Consider the following 14,943-nt stretch of genomic DNA (forward strand, 5'->3'; position numbering starts at 1 on the left):
AGCACATTTGATTGACTAGATGGAGATATCGGATTTAACTCCCCCATTTTTGGAAGGAATATCGACGATGCTCGACCTGAATGACATCGGCCTGTTCGTACAGGTTGTTCGCTTCGGCAGTTTCGCGGAGGCCGGACGTCGTCTGGGGATCCCCGCCAATACGGTCAGCCGGCGCATTCAGGAATTGGAAGAGCAACTCAGCGCCCGGCTGATGCATCGATCGACCCGGAAGCTGAAACTCACCGATGCCGGGCATGAACTCTACAGCAACAGCGCCGCGGCCGTGGACGGACTGCAACAAGCGGGAGAGGATCTGATTGCTGGCGCACGGGTACCCAAGGGGCTGATACGTGTGACGATGCCCGCCGACTTCTTCGATTTCTACAGGATGGAATGGGTGGCCGAATTCCTGACCTCCCACCCGCAAGTGCGCATCGAGTTCGTCCTAAGCGACGCTACCGTCGATCTCATCGAAGAGGGCATCGATGTCGCCTTCCGAGGGAACGCAACGCATGGGCCGAACTATGTTATGTGCAAGATCCAAACCAGCTCGATCGGACTTGTCGCCAGCCCCTCCTACCTCGCCGCGCGCGGAACGCCAGCCACATTGCAGGATCTGACCCGCCATGACTGTCTGTTTGTGCCACAAGCCCGGGACTATGCGACCTGGCGTCTCCAAGGTCCCGACGGCACCGAGGAGGACGTGACGGTCACCGGCCGCGTGATGGCGAATACCGCGCAAGCGATCCGAAAGGCGGCGATAGCAGGCCTCGGCATCGCGTTAACACCGATATTGGGGACGGCCGATTTCGCGGCTGGCCGACTGGTGCCGGTGTTGCCCCAATACATGCGTCGCAATCTCGGCATGAGCGTCGTCTACCCCAACCGGGCTCACCTGCCATTGGCCGTTTCGGCTTTCATCGATTCCGTTGTCGGCAGGATACGTGCCGAAATAATCAGCGCACAAGTAGACACTTGATAAATCAATAGGTTACGAACCTCGCTAAGACTCTGTCTTGAAACTCGAATTTGGGGTGGATGGCTGGGTTTCGATGTGATTCCAAGCGGTTTTCCAAGTCCGCTTGGAAGATCAGATGTGGACCTCGGCCATCCGGCGGCGGCATAGCCGCGAGCGCCTGTTCGAGACCTTCCTCTACGCCGCCTTCGTCATGCTCCTCGCAAGGCGATTGGCCCAGTCATGAGTTTCAAATCGGACTCCGAGGCGTTTCCTATGACCCACGGGCAGGCATAATAGTCTTCGATGCGGTCGATGACGCGGCCGGCGACATGGACACGAACCGGCCACGCGACCTCCCACTGGTCGCCTCGCAGGAAGAGCACGAGCAGGACAGGCTCTCCGTCGATCGCCCCGAACTCCATGGTCCACGTCTCTGGGTTTCGCTCGTATTCGGCGAAATAGGGAGAGCTTCTGAGCAGGCCGTCGAAGCAATCGGCGACCCGCAACCGAGCATCGGCGCTGGTGAGGCCCCGCACGCCATCCCAGTCATGGCGGTTGAAGAGGTCAACATAGCGCTGCAAAAGCTGCGCGGTGTCGGGATCAAGCGGACGGCTCGGTTCGCCGGTAGGTTCAGCGGGCAAGTCGGCGAGCTTCGCCCGTGCACGGGAGAGCGCGGATTTGACGCCGCCAACCGTCGAGTCCACGAGTTCTGCGGTCTCTTCCAGCGAATAGTCGAACACATCCTTTAGGAGGACGCAGGCGCGCTCCTTGGGCGGCAGGTGGCCAACCAGCCGTTCGATGGCACGATGTGCATCGGTCGTCGCCGGCGCTGCAGCGACGACGCCGATGTCGTCCGAATAGGCGCTCTCCGCACGCTCGCGCGCATCGCGCCGCCTCAGAAAGTCGATGCAGCGATTGTGAGCGATGCGAAATAACCAGGGTTTTAGCCTGCGGGCATCATCGAGGGTCTCGATCTTCGTGTAGGCCTCGAACAGCGTCTCCTGCATGATATCCTCACCGTCGAGCCGTGAGCCGGTCATACGGGCGCAGTAGCGATGCAGTTGGGCGCGGACGCCTGACACCGTCTCGAGGAAGGCTCGATACCGCGCGTCGAATAGGCCGATCGGTCGCTCAGGCATGTTCTTCACCTACCACCTACTAGCGTCATTGAGGAACATGGGTGAGGACCATGACACCATTCTTGAAGCGATGTCTATCGACGAGCTTCACACGGAAGAGCTCATGGTCAGCGTCTTCAAATGCACGCTTGCCCACTTTCAATTTGCGAGTCATGCGACCTCCTGACTTTCACCGCGTGTTGCCGCGGTTCCGGTCAGACCGATCTTGGGGCGGACCCATTGTGCAAACCGCTCTATCGCGTCGTCGGCTTCGGGAGCACGGCCAGCCATCATCTGGAACGAGTGCAGCATCCCCGGAAATACCTCTAAGCGCACCTCGACGCCGGCGGCCTTCGCACGGTCGGCGAGCGCTCGGCTGTCGTCGAGCAGGGTTTCGTCTTCGCCCGCCTGCAGATAGATCGGCGGCAAGCCCTTGAGATCGGCAAAGATTGGGCTGGCGAATGGATGACGGGCATCGGCCCCTCCGAGTACTTGCGATGCCAGCATATCCACGGTCGCCTTCTGAAAGAAGGCGTCCTTCTCGCGGTTAGCTTCGTAAGAGAGCCCGCTCGCCGACAGATCATGCCAGCCAGAGATACTGAGGATCGCGGCCGACAGCGGACGTCCCGCATCTCGGAGTTTCATCGCGGCCGCAATGATCAGGCCTGCGCCAGCGGAATCGCCTGCACCTATAGTGTGCTTCGGCTCGATACCCTGCTCGGCCAGCCACTCGAACGCGGTCGCGGCCTGCTCGATTTGACGCGGGAACTTACTCTGAAACGCATAGTCGTAAGTGGCGATCAAAGCGTGACAGCCAATCGCCTTGGCGAGGTGCCCGACCATCTTGCGATGGGTCCAGATCGATCCTCCAATATAGCCACCGCCGTGCACGTAAAGCATGACCCGATCTTTGTCCGCCAGTTTTGGCTGAACCCACAGCGCGGTCTTGTCGCTAAGGTTCGTCTCGACGTAATCGACGCCGCCCGGTTCTGCCGTCAAAACAGACCACTCGGAGACTTCCGGCGGCAATTCTTTACCGCTGCGCCAAGCCTCCGCGAGCGTTTCGAAGTATATCTTGTTCGCCAAACTCTGCTTGCTCTCCATTGCCACGCTCCAATCCGTTTAGGAGGGCGATGTCGAGGATGACCGCCCTTCAACAGCTAAGACGGACGAATCCAGCGAAAGGATACGTTGCCGGCAGATGCAACGCCTCAACGGTGGCAGTTACCTCGGACCTGGGTGTAAACAGGCCTTGAAGAACGACCCCGCCAGGAACGAGCACAACTATCTGTTATAATATAATTATCGAGCTAGAGAGTGTGGTCACGATCGGCGCCGATCGTGACCACACTCGACTCTAAAGTTCACCAATAACTTCAAGGGACTAAATCGCGGTGACCACGAGGTCATCCGTCAACGCCGAACCACACACGGGCAATGATCTGCGGTGGGAAAAGATGGTTCTTACAGCTGACGGCGGGCATGTTCATACCTCAATGAATTATCCAAGGACCGCTAAGCCACAAACAATGTGAAATCACCGAAATACAGTCTTCGCCAGATCCAAACCAATCGTACGAACTTCGCTTATGACGCCCAGCTCCAATGTAGGTTCAACCAATCCCACTTTGCCACACATCGGCGCCGTCGCGGGCGTCTACATCATCAATACCTCATGCTCTCCCAACTGGTTGACCCGAAATCAAACTCTCGACGTTTTCCGTCGTCGGTAAGGCGGTTCGCGCGCCGACTGCCGACACGGCGATGCTTGCCGCCGCGCAGGCAAAAGCGAGGCTGTCTTCAAGCGTACGGTCTTTAAAGCAAGCGGCCAGGAAAGCGCCGTTGAAACAGTCGCCAGCGCCCGTCGCGTCGACCATCCTGACCGGAAAAGCAGGGTGTTCGGCCCATGCGGTGCGGCTGCAGGCGATAGCGCCTGCGGCGCCCATGGTGACGACGATCAATTGCGGACCCCTGTCCAGAAGCGGACGAATGGTTTCAACTGAGATGTCCGCGTCGGACGTGGCGCGAAAGCCGCCTTCATTCATGAAGACGATATCAGAGCATTCCAGCAGGGCATCGAGGCGCTCGCGGGTCGGCGCGACGGCTGCCTCGATATCGATGGCGACCGCAACGCCGGCAGCATGTGCCAGGGCCGTGATCTGCCGGAACTCGGTGAGGTCATAGGGCATGGCGTAAAGCAACCGGCTTTGCCGAAGTGCAGCCGACAATACCGCCTCGTCCATCGGCTCGCCCGGCATCGGCGCATAGACGAGCGCCTTTTCGCCGGAAGCGTCGATAATGATCGTTGCCGCTGCCGTCGGCTGTTCGACGACGCGCAGGAATGCATTCGACACGCCGGCCTCTCCGTTGGCTGTCAGCAGCAGTTGACCCTCGGCATCACCGCCCACACGTCCATAGCCCGCAACGCGAACACCCAGGCGGCTTGCAGCGCAGGCGACATTGGCGGCGGTACCCCCGGCAAATGTGCCAAGACGGCGGCCAAGGAGCTTTTCGTCGGCCAGGGGCACCCGCACGGTCTCAAAGACATAGTCGATGTTCGGATCGCCATAGGCGAGCACATCGAAAGTGCGGTCCGCGTTTTCCCTGAAGAAGATCGCGAGTTCGGTGCTGCTGTCAGCCATCGCTGCTATTCTCCAAGGCGATATCGGCCAGTCCGGCCGCGAGATTTTGTAAATGGAACTCCGCATCATTGACCGCGACGAATTCGCGGTAAAACGTTTGCGGCAGTTTTGCCGTACCGGCCATGGCGCCCGCCATCGCACCGGCCATGGTGGCGACGGTGTCGGTGTCGTTGCCCACACTTGCCGCCAGCGCCACGGTGCGCAGCGGATCGCCCTTGGCATAAGCGAAGATGGCGATCGCGGCCGGTACGGATTCGCATGCGAGCATCGACGCGCCGATGGCTGCATCGAGATCATAAAGGAACTGACGGTCGTCCGTCGCGCGTGTTGCAATCTCCAGCGCCATATCTAGCCGGGTTGAAAAACGCGGCCCGGGCGGCACGCGCGCATGCTCGACCGCCAACCGCGCGCCGATCAGGCCACCTTTGCGGCACGCTTGGACGACGGCATCGATGTCGCGTTCCACAAGGGCCATGGCCGCGCCGGCGGCAATTGCGCAGGCGGACGCAATGGCAACGTCGGTATCGTGAGACGGCAGGCAGGTCACCAGCGCCTGTTCGCAAGCTGCGGCGATGTTGCCGGGATGCACAAGACCGGCAGGCGCAACGCGCATGGCGGCGCCATTGGTGTTGCCCATGGTCGTCAGCTTACGCTTGGATGTACCGACGACGCCGACGCGATCAAGGCCTTCCCCTGCCTGCAAGGCGGCGACAATCGCCGCTGTGGTCGGGCCCATGAAGCCGGCCTTTGGCGATGTCTCGGCCCAGTCAAGCAGGCAGGCGATCCAGCCTGCTTGATCGAGACGGCCGCCCGCCTTCACCAAGGCGCGGGCGAGATAATACATCTGGCTGGCATCGTCCGTGACCTCACCGCGTTTACCACTGTTGGCGCCCGCGAACGTATCCGGCGTCGGCTCCTCGAACCGATCAGCGAGGCCATCGTAACGCGCGAAAATCTCGTCTATTCCCCAAAGCTCCGTCGGCGCGCCGAGCGCATCGCCGATGCCGGCGAGCGCAAGGGAGGCGAGGATCGGATCGTAATACTTGTTTGTTGTCATCCCTGGTCCGTTTCTTATCGTTTATTTTGTGAAAGCTCTCGGCATCAGGCGGGGCGCAAAGCACTCGCAGCCCGCGTGATCCGTCTGGCTATCCGGCGCTTCTGCTGGATGTTGAAGAACACCAAGGCGAGGATGGTCAGTGCCGGCGGGATCATGAAGACAATCTGGCTCGGAACATTGTAGCTCCCGAGCTGCGCAGCAAACACGGTCGACGCGCCGAAGACGACGGCGGCGATCAACGTGCCGAGCGGCCGGCGGCCGCCGAGAAACACGGCAGCAAGCGCCAGGAAGCCCCGGCCGCCGGTCATGTCGGCCTGAAACAGGGTGAGATAGCCCATGCTCAGGAAGACGCCGCCAAGGCTGGCCAGCAGTCCGCTGAGCAACAGCGCCGCATATTGCACGCGCTTGACCGAGATGCCGGCGGCAAGGGCCGCATCCGGATTCTCCCCGACGGCACGAAGTCTCAGCCCGAAACGGGTGCGATAGAGCAATAGCGACAAGAACGGCGTGGCGAGAAGTGCTGCGTAGACGACAATGTTGTGGCCAGCAAAGCCGTCGCCGTTCAGGATCGTCCCGATGATCGGGATAGTGTCGACGAAGTGAATATGCAGCGACGGCAAGGCGTAGCTGGTCAAGGTCGCGGTGGACCCTTTGTCGCCGGTGATCGAGACGAGCAGGAAGACCGTAAGCCCCGAGGCCAGGATATTGATGCCGACGCCGGCGACGATGATGTCGGCGCCAAGCTCGAGGTGAAATACCGCGAGCAACCCAGCAATTATGACACCGGCGGTCAGCCCGGCGAGGCAACCCATCCACGGGTGCAGCCAGTGCGGAGCACCGGGAAACCAGATTGCCGAGTAGGCTGAGGCGATGACGCCAAAGAAGGCGGCGACCAGCATGATGCCTTCGAGCGCGATGTTGATGCTGCCGGCAAGGTCGGAAATCAGGCCGCCGAAGGCGGACAGGATGATCGGGGCGGAGGCCCGCAATATGGCAGCAAGTAGCGTTCCGAGGAATGTACCCCACAGGATGAGTTCGGTGCTCATGCGCGCGCCTCCTTTCCGGCCCTCGCCGATGATCGCGCCCGCAGCCAGCCCGTCAGCAGGGCCGGGCCGAAACGTTCGGCAATGACGAACAGGATGATGAAGGCCTGGATAATCATGACCATCTCGCGGGTGACGTCGGAGTTGCGCTCCATCACCTGCGCCCCGACCCGGAGATAGGCATAGAGGATCGCCACGATCGGGATGACGAGCGGATTGTTGCGGGCAAGCAGAGCTACGACGATGCCCTCGAAGCCGAGGCCCGGCGAGAGATCGACTGGCAAGGCTTTCAGAAGCGCATTCGATGTATGGAAGCCGGCAAGGCCCGCGAAGATACCGCCAAATGCCATGGAGAGCGCCGTGGCGCGTTTCACGGGGATACCAACTTGTTCGGCAAATCGCGGGTTCGCGCCGACAAGGGAGATTTCATAGCCGGCGGTCGTCCGCTTGATCAGGAACCATGCGGCCACGGCGGCCAGGATGGCCACGAAGCCCATGACCGTCACGTTGGTACGGGTAAGCAGCGCTGTCAGCACAGAGGCGGCGGGCAATGGCGGGGTGGTGATGAATCCAGCGGAGGGATCGCGAAGCCAATAGGTGATGACCAGGCGATAGAACTGAACGGCAATGACATTCAGCATCAAGGTGGTGACGATCTCGCTGGCGCCGAAGCGGGCTTTCAGCACGCCCGGCAGCAGGCCCCAGAGGAAGCCGGTTGTCATTGCCGCCAGGCAGGCCGCGGGAATGACAATGATCGCCGGGCCACCGAGCATCAGGCTAACGGCAGCGGCAGCAATCGCTCCGAGAAAAAGTTGACCATCCGCACCCATCGAGAACTGCCGGGCGCGAAAGGGAATGGCGACGGCAAGGCCGAGCAGCGTCAAGGTGGTTGCGTCTTCGAGCAACGAGCCCAGCCGGGTCATCCGGCGAACCGAAAACTGTCCCGCGCTGTTCCAGCCGAAATCCGGCCAGGCGCCTGTCAGCAGTGCGCCATAGGCTTTTAACGGTTCGGCGCTGACCAAAGCCGTCAGCACGAAGCCACAGCCGAGGGCGGCGGCGAGAACGAAGATGAGGCGCACGATCTGGGCGCCGATGCCAGAGGCAGAGCTTGGCGATGCACTCATGCGATTGCCTCCTGTGGACCGGCGGCGAAGACGGCGTCGAGCGTCGCTGCCGCCTGCGGCTGGCGCTTCAGCCCGGTCATATAAAGGCCGATCTCGCGCTGGTCGGCTGTGTCGGCACGAAAATGTGCGACGATCTCACCCTTGAAGAGTACGGCAATCCGGTCGGAAAGGCTTAAGACCTCCTCCAGGTCGGCTGAGATCAACAGCACGGCCGCGCCGCGGTCGCGCAGCGCCACCAGTTCGTCCCGCAGTGAGCCGGCCGCACCGACATCGACGCCGCGCGTCGGCTGCGCGGCGATGAGGAACTTCGGCTCGCCCGATATTTCGCGCGCCATGACCACCTTTTGCATATTGCCGCCGGAAAGCGCGCCGACCGGCGTCTTGGCTGAGGCTGTCTTGATCTCGAATTGCTTAATCAGACCCTTAGCCCACTTGCCGATTGCACCGGTCTTCAAGCAGCCGAAGGAGGAGAAGGACGGTTCGTAATAGGTGGTCGCAACGATGTTCTTCTCGATGTCGAGATTGACCGCGACACCCTCGGTCAAACGATCCTCGGGAACTGTCGCCACACCGGATTTGCGCGCGGCCCGAACGCCCCGGCTGGTAAAGGTCGCGCCATCGAGGTCGCCCGCTCCCGCATGCGGCGCAGCCAGCCCGCTCAGTACACGCGCCAGCGAATTCTGCCCATTGCCTTCGACCCCGGCAATGCCGAGAATCTCGCCGGCCGCGACATCGAAGTTGATATCGGACAGGCGCACGCTGCCCTGCGCGTTGACATAACCAAGCTGACGCACCCGCACGCGCGGCTGCCGATCGCTTGTGTCTACACGCTTGACGACCTGCGGCGCCAGCGGCCGGCCGACCATCATTTCGGCAATGGTCCTGTGATCAATGTTGGCGGTATCGGCATGCCCGGTCACGCGGCCATCGCGCAGCACCGTCAGCCGGTCGGAAATCGCCTTCACCTCGGCAAGCTTATGGGTAATGACGACGACCGTGACGCCCGACGCAACCAGCCGGCGGATCGCCACAAAAAGCTCGTCCGTCTCCTGTGGTGTAAGAACGGCGGTCGGTTCGTCCATCAGCAAGATCCGCGCGCCGCGATAAAGGGTCTTCAGGATCTCGGTGCGCTGCTGCATCCCAATGGAAACATCCCCCACCCGTGCAGCCGGATCGACATCGAGCCCGAAGGACTTCGCCAATTGCCGGACCGCAGCGGTGGCCGTGTCACGGTCAAGGAGCCCGCCTCGCCCGACGGGTTCCTGACCGAGCACGACATTTTCCGCAATGGTGAAAGAGGGGATGAGGTTCAAATGTTGCGCCACCATGCCGATACCAGCGGCGATTGCCTGGCTTGGATGGGTGAAATGACGCTCGATGCCATCGACCAGGATTGTGCCGACGCTCGGTTGGATCAGGCCATAAATCATTTTCATGATCGTCGACTTGCCAGCACCGTTTTCGCCGCAGATCGCATGGATTTCTCCGTGCTCGATCGTCAGCGAAACGTCCTCATTCGCCAAGGTGCCGTTGCCATAGCGCTTGCTGACATTGCGCAGCTCTATGGCTGGCGCCATTCTGTTGGCGCCAGAAGGGTGATGCTCCATCGAAAGAAGCTCCTCGCAAGAGATGAGACCACACCCGGTCAGAAGGCGGTCGGAACCTTCACCTTGCCGGCAATGATATCAGCCTTGACCTTGTCGACCTCGCTCATGACAGCCGACGGAACGATAGCTTGAGTGAACTTGTTGTCTGCCAGACCGATCGCGCCCTCCTTCAGGCCAAGCGATTCCGCCGTACCCAGCGGCAGCTTGCCGTCCTTCATCAACGTGATCGAGCGGACGACCGAATTGTCGACATTCTTCATGACGGATGTGACGATGCGCTTGGCAGTATCCGGACGGGAGGTTTCGTAGATCAGGGCCTGATCGGAATCGACACCGATGGCGTAGCGTCCGGCTTCGGCCGCCGCTTCGATGACACCTTGTCCGGTCGCACCGGCGACCTGGAAGACGATGCTGGCCCCCTGGCCGAACTGCGCCTTGGCGATTTCCTTGCCGGTAGCCGGATCGCTGAAGGAATTGGCGTATTGCTTCAACACCTTGACATCAGGCAGAACGGATTTGGCTCCGGCCTCGTAGCCGACCAGGAAGTCATCGATAACGGGGATCTGCATGGCGCCGACGGTGCCCAATGGGCTGCCGGCGGCGATATCGGCAACTCCCGCCTGCGTCAGACGCGCGGAAAGGACACCAGCCAAATAGGCGCCTTCGTTCTGCCGGAAGAGGATGGAGTAGACGTTGCCGCATTTGCATTTTGAATAGTCCACCGCGCCGTCAAAGAGGATGAAGCGGATATCGGGAAACTGCGGCGCGATTTTCTCGACCATGGGCACCATCGTATAGGTACCGAGCACGATCGTATCGTAGTCACCACCTTCGGCGAGGTCGATAATCGCGCTTTCCCAACGGGTCGGATCGACGCCGCCTTCAACGGTCTGGGTCGAAACCGACAGCTCCTTCTTGACGCGCTGGATCCCGCGCTCGGCCGAGTCGAAGAAGGACTTGTCGCCGAGCGTGCCGTTGACAAAGTAGACGATGTTTTGCGGTGGGCGGTTAAGGTCCTCCGCATGACCCGCCGTCATCGCCGCAAGGACCATGCCGCCAGACAAAGCAATAGCACGCACGCGCCGCAGAGCGGCGCCCAATCTGATCATTCCCATAATGTAACCCTCTGAGGTTGCTCTATTTTTATTTTTGACTGAATTTGTTGACGCGTGTCGTGTAGCGATAACTCGACACGTATTTCATCTCGCAATATTCCATCGGCTGCCTGCGCTCGGAAAGCGTGATGCGCTCGCACAAGAGCAGGGGCGCGCCGATGGCTACGCCAAGCTGGCTCGCATCCTCGGCATTGGCCGCAACCGAACTCAGACTTTCGAGGCCCTCCGCCGCGTTTAGACCAAAACGATTGCCAAGCAGCTTGTATAGCGAGCCCGCCCGAACCAGATCTTCCGCCGTAAAGGTGGCGCCCGGCGGAAGCGCCAGATAGGCATCGTGAATGCCGACCGGAGCCCTATCGATGGTGCGAATGCGCTTTACGCGCGTGATCGCCTGCCGCGGCTCTATCTTGAGAACACCCGCAATCGCGAGGTTGGCCGGCGCCTGCTCGACGAAGATGATCACCTGACCGGCAACACCACCGCGCTTTTCGGTATCTTGCGAGAAGCTGTCGAGAAATCGCGACATTTCCCTGACCGACGACGGCGCGACGAATGTTCCCCGGCCGTGCTCGCTATAGAGTAGCCCCTGCTCTTCCAGAAGCCGGACGGCCTTGCGCACTGTGTCGCGGCTCATTGCATAGTGAACCGCGATATCACGCTCCGAAGGTAAAAGCTCGTTCGGCCCTCGGGAGCCGCTCTCGATTTCCGCCCTCAGCTTCGCAGCCAATTGCCGGTAAAGCGGCGCGTCTGACGGGGTCGCAGCCGGTCCCGTCAGTTCAACATCGCCTGCTTCGTCCAACAAGTCAGCCATCGCATCCACTTCCGAAGTGACCATTGGCTATGACTATATGGTACGTACCAGTATGTCAATAAAAAATCATGACACCGCCTTTCCATAGCCAGTTGCAACCAAATTGACATGTCTGGTACGTACCAATATGATCAGGAAAAACTTGCTTGCACGAGCACATGCTCGCATGAGCAATAAATCGAGGAACATCCATGGCTCAGGCCCCAGCCTTTATCGCTTTCACCGGATTGGACGACACAAGACTCATCGGCGATTTGCAGAGCCTTTCGGCGCGCTATCCGATCGAATGGGGCATGCTTGTCGATGATGCGCAGGAGGAAAAACCCCTGTTTCCGGATGCGGAAGCACGCAAAGCCTTTCTGACCGCAGGCAGCCTGCGGCTCGCCGCCCATGTCTGCGGGGGCGAGGCATCGAAGATCGCCAATGCACCCGACACCGTATCGCTCGACCTCACCGGCTTTCAACGCATTCAGGTCAATCACAGCTTCTCCGGCAGTTCGCCAGCGCAGGTTGACAATACCTGGCGCTTCGGTCGGCGGTTGGGCGTGCGAACCATGCTTCAATGCAAGGAGGCCTTTCCGGATGAAACTCGCCTGGACTGGCTGTTTGATACGTCTTTCGGCACCGGAGCTGCGCCAAAGGCATGGCCGACGCTTCCCAAAAACGGACCGTTTTGCGGCTACTCCGGCGGCATCCGGTCCGAAAATGTCGCCGCCATCATCGCTGCTATCGGCGCATCCACCGGCGACCTCTATTGGATCGATATGGAATCGGGCATCCGCACGAATGGCTGGCTCGACCTCGACAAATGCGAGGCTGTCTGCAGGGCGGTCTATGGATAGCCTGGCGCGAAGCCAAAACGTCAATTCTGGAACCCGAAACAAGCGCTACCTTGATGGGGTTGGAACCGACGGCCTGAGATCACATCTGTCAAAGCTGATTGGAGCCACGGCGTCGTCAACCAGTTCGAGCGACAGTCAGGACCTGGCATTCGTGCCGATGGTCAACGCTCATTCCGCCGCCCCTATGCGGCTGAGAGCCTTTCGCCTTTTGGCAATGACTTCCGGATTGATCACGAGATCCGTCCGCTCACGGCCGGCCCATTCTGACGGCAAGCACGCTCCCCGGTCCATGCACAGCGGCGAAGAACAGACCGGCTACGAACGTAAAGTGGTCGACGAAGAAGCCGAATTCGGCCTGGTTGCCGGCCCAGTGCGACGGGCCGTGGAATGAGAATCCGAGGAAGATGACATAAACGGCTGCAACGATGGCCGCCGGTGTGAAGAATACGCCGGTCAGAAAGGCAATGACCAGCAGCACTTCGAGGATCGCCGCGCACCAGGCCAGCAACAGCGGAAACGGGAAGCCGGCGGCGGCGATGTAGCTGGCGGTCGCGCCCATATCCATGAACTTGAACGAGACTGCCATCAGAAAGACGGCGGCGAAGATCAGGCGGGCGATGAGAATGGCGGCGGTCTGCCACGCCGATTGAGCGCTTTCCACGATGTTCCTCCGGGTTGAAGCGGTTGATGCTCCAAGGACGGCCAACAGAAGGGGATTCCGACAGGGCTGGGAAGATTTATTTTGCCGGAGCGATCGCCTCCGCTAGTCGAGCCCAAAAGACGAGCGGGCCTCCAGGCACGCTCCATCTCCCGGAACGCAAGCGCGACAAACATCTGGCCGAAGATCATAAACCAAGCATGATGTGCTCGAACCAACGCGGCCGGCCAAAGCAGAACAACGCGCGCCGTGACACAGCATTCCTCCTTGATCCTCCGAGACAAAACGCGTCGGTAAAGCGTCGAGCTCAGCTTCCGTCTCTGTGGAAAATCTTGGCCAAGTGGGCGAAAACGAGCAGCAAGCGCCGCAGGCTTGACAGTCAAAGTCAATAGCGAAGGTCATTGGCGTGTTTTACCGCAACGATCCGGCAATGCCAGCTTTTATATCGCAATCGGCATCAGATCGTGTTTACGAGACTTCTTCGCCTTGAACCAATTCGAACCGTGGGCCCTGCAATTTTTCCAGATTGATAGGCTCGGATGTCATACGTCTGGCGAACAACACTCGCTTCAACTTCACCGAGATTGAGTCTGAACCAATCCTCGACGCTGATTCACGCTCAACCAAGATCACGACCCCGGCGCGTGCCTAACCCTCAGGATCGCAAGGGAAACCGCTCCGATTGCCAAAGCAATGGAGATCAACATGTAAATCGGATTGATATACAGGCCAGCAGCATCTCCACTTTCGATTGCTACTTTGATTAAGCTCTTACCAGCGCAGACTGAGTTTGCCGGCAACGATTCCCAATAGCCCGCTCAGCAGAATGCCAAGGGTGTACCAGATTGCGATAAAAGGGATGCCGTTTTCGACACATGCCAACGAGTACACCCACCCACCGATCGCGCCAGCGCACGCGCCAGCGACAAAACCGGCAAGCCCCGGATTGAGGGGGGCAGCGCGACGCAAAAACCACATGTTGGCAAAGAATGCGGGAAGACCGAATGCAAAGATCAGAAACGGGCAAAAAAGCGCCGAATATCCGAAAATCAAACCCGGATAAGATGACGCTGGCGACAGGGCGAGCTGGGCGACCGCCAATAGCGCAATGACGGTAAACGCTGCCACCGAAACCCGGATCATATCGCCGATCAAGCCGTCAGGGCGAGCAATGCGATCAAGTGCAATGATCGTCGCGCCCATCAACCCCGCCGAATATAGAAACTTGACCCAAAAGGCAGCCACCGTCACATGGTGCAGATGCGGACGAAAGGCGAGCGATGCGAGTAGGGCAACAGTCGCGCCGATTACACCGACAGCTACAGCGGAGGCAAGCCGCATCCGCAGCGCGTGACGGCGTACGGGGGTAAGGTCACTGACCAGAGTCTCTATGAGATCATCAATCTTCGTCATTGGCAAAACCCAGCTTGCGTCCGATCGCGCGCATCCCTCGGTGAATGCTGACACGAACCATTACTTCCGACTGCCCCGTATCGGTTGCTGCTTCAGCAGCCGTCTTTCCGGCGATCTTTACCTGCCTTAGGAGCTCTCGCTGCTTGACTGGCAACTGATCGAGGAGCCGATCGACATCGAGATGAGCAAACAGCGCTTCCTCTCGAAACTCGGCTGCAGCCTCGTCCTGCAATGCAACTTCGACGTCGTTCTTCCTGCCGTTTGCCCTGAAGTGGTCGATCAGCTTGTATTTCGCGATTCTGAAGAACCACGCGGTAAACGGCCTTTCACGATCGTAGGTAATCCGCCGGCTATGAACCGCCAAAAGCACCTCCTGCACCAGATCTTCGGCGTCCCCTCGGGCGTTGGGCCCAAGCCTCCTCTGGAAAAACGTTAGAAGTAGATCCCGAAGAATAGAGAGCAAACGCCTATATGCAGCTTCATCGCCGTCAAGCGACAGAAGCATCAAACCCTTCAGGACCTGTTCCGATACGGATTTAGTCATTCACGACCCGT

The 14,943-nt window shown here is 59.9% G+C and carries 16 protein-coding genes; 2 read left to right on the top strand and 14 right to left on the bottom strand.

The window, feature by feature from the left end:
* Positions 1-67 precede the first annotated feature (67 nt).
* Positions 68-979, top strand: a complete 912-nt coding sequence (locus JTP94_RS11545) for a LysR family transcriptional regulator (protein ID WP_204850629.1) — start codon at positions 68-70, stop codon at positions 977-979.
* Positions 980-1,167: 188 nt separating this feature from the next.
* On the opposite strand, the gene JTP94_RS11550 is transcribed toward JTP94_RS11545, so the two are convergent.
* The 10 genes from JTP94_RS11550 to JTP94_RS11590 form a co-directional block, all read right to left on the bottom strand.
* Positions 1,168-2,097 (bottom strand): sigma-70 family RNA polymerase sigma factor, encoded by a 930-nt coding sequence (locus tag JTP94_RS11550; protein WP_204850630.1) that lies wholly within the window; start codon positions 2,095-2,097, stop codon positions 1,168-1,170.
* Positions 2,098-2,122: 25 nt separating this feature from the next.
* On the bottom strand, positions 2,123-2,251 hold the full coding sequence (locus JTP94_RS35775) for a hypothetical protein (protein WP_271023609.1): 129 nt from the start codon (positions 2,249-2,251) through the stop codon (positions 2,123-2,125).
* The gene (locus tag JTP94_RS11555; protein ID WP_204850631.1) at positions 2,248-3,180 is read right to left on the bottom strand and encodes an alpha/beta hydrolase; all 933 of its coding nucleotides are present in this window, start codon (positions 3,178-3,180) and stop codon (positions 2,248-2,250) included. Before JTP94_RS11555 ends, JTP94_RS35775 begins: the two co-directional genes overlap by 4 nt.
* Positions 3,181-3,749: 569 nt before the next feature.
* Positions 3,750-4,718 (bottom strand): carbohydrate kinase family protein, encoded by a 969-nt coding sequence (locus tag JTP94_RS11560; RefSeq protein WP_204850632.1) that lies wholly within the window; start codon positions 4,716-4,718, stop codon positions 3,750-3,752.
* A complete protein-coding gene (locus JTP94_RS11565; RefSeq protein WP_204850633.1) occupies positions 4,711-5,775 on the bottom strand; it encodes an ADP-ribosylglycohydrolase family protein in 1,065 nt (354 codons plus the stop codon). Before JTP94_RS11565 ends, JTP94_RS11560 begins: the two co-directional genes overlap by 8 nt.
* Before the next feature lie 44 nt (positions 5,776-5,819).
* Positions 5,820-6,821: an ABC transporter permease gene (locus JTP94_RS11570; protein WP_204850634.1), complete on the bottom strand. Its 1,002-nt coding sequence runs from the start codon at positions 6,819-6,821 to the stop codon at positions 5,820-5,822.
* Positions 6,818-7,942, bottom strand: a complete 1,125-nt coding sequence (locus JTP94_RS11575; protein WP_204850635.1) for an ABC transporter permease — start codon at positions 7,940-7,942, stop codon at positions 6,818-6,820. Before JTP94_RS11575 ends, JTP94_RS11570 begins: the two co-directional genes overlap by 4 nt.
* On the bottom strand, positions 7,939-9,549 hold the full coding sequence (locus JTP94_RS11580; RefSeq protein ID WP_204850636.1) for an ABC transporter ATP-binding protein: 1,611 nt from the start codon (positions 9,547-9,549) through the stop codon (positions 7,939-7,941). Before JTP94_RS11580 ends, JTP94_RS11575 begins: the two co-directional genes overlap by 4 nt.
* 38 nt (positions 9,550-9,587) lie before the next feature.
* Positions 9,588-10,658 carry a BMP family protein gene (locus JTP94_RS11585; protein ID WP_246754836.1) on the bottom strand — a complete coding sequence of 357 codons (1,071 nt, stop codon included), beginning with the start codon at positions 10,656-10,658 and terminating at the stop codon, positions 9,588-9,590.
* A 34-nt stretch (positions 10,659-10,692) separates the two neighbouring features.
* Entirely contained in the window at positions 10,693-11,475 is a 783-nt protein-coding gene (locus JTP94_RS11590; RefSeq protein ID WP_204850638.1) for a GntR family transcriptional regulator, read from the bottom strand.
* Positions 11,476-11,666: 191 nt separating this feature from the next.
* Here JTP94_RS11590 and JTP94_RS11595 point away from each other — a divergent pair, with 191 nt between their 5' ends.
* Positions 11,667-12,317, top strand: a complete 651-nt coding sequence (locus tag JTP94_RS11595) for a phosphoribosylanthranilate isomerase (protein ID WP_204850639.1) — start codon at positions 11,667-11,669, stop codon at positions 12,315-12,317.
* A 247-nt stretch (positions 12,318-12,564) separates the two neighbouring features.
* On the opposite strand, the gene JTP94_RS11600 is transcribed toward JTP94_RS11595, so the two are convergent.
* From JTP94_RS11600 to JTP94_RS11615, 4 genes are all read right to left on the bottom strand, one after another.
* Entirely contained in the window at positions 12,565-12,978 is a 414-nt protein-coding gene (locus JTP94_RS11600; RefSeq protein WP_204850640.1) for a DoxX family protein, read from the bottom strand.
* 102 nt (positions 12,979-13,080) lie between these two features.
* Positions 13,081-13,377: a YkgJ family cysteine cluster protein gene (locus tag JTP94_RS11605; RefSeq protein ID WP_204850641.1), complete on the bottom strand. Its 297-nt coding sequence runs from the start codon at positions 13,375-13,377 to the stop codon at positions 13,081-13,083.
* A 369-nt stretch (positions 13,378-13,746) separates the two neighbouring features.
* Positions 13,747-14,388 carry an NrsF family protein gene (locus JTP94_RS11610; RefSeq protein ID WP_204850642.1) on the bottom strand — a complete coding sequence of 214 codons (642 nt, stop codon included), beginning with the start codon at positions 14,386-14,388 and terminating at the stop codon, positions 13,747-13,749.
* Positions 14,375-14,932 carry a sigma-70 family RNA polymerase sigma factor gene (locus tag JTP94_RS11615; protein ID WP_204850643.1) on the bottom strand — a complete coding sequence of 186 codons (558 nt, stop codon included), beginning with the start codon at positions 14,930-14,932 and terminating at the stop codon, positions 14,375-14,377. The genes JTP94_RS11610 and JTP94_RS11615 overlap by 14 nt, the downstream gene beginning before the upstream one ends.
* Between the last annotated feature and the right edge of the window lie 11 nt (positions 14,933-14,943).

This window comes from Martinezella lusitana (assembly GCF_016901135.1).
Lineage (GTDB): Bacteria > Pseudomonadota > Alphaproteobacteria > Rhizobiales > Rhizobiaceae > Rhizobium > Rhizobium lusitanum_D.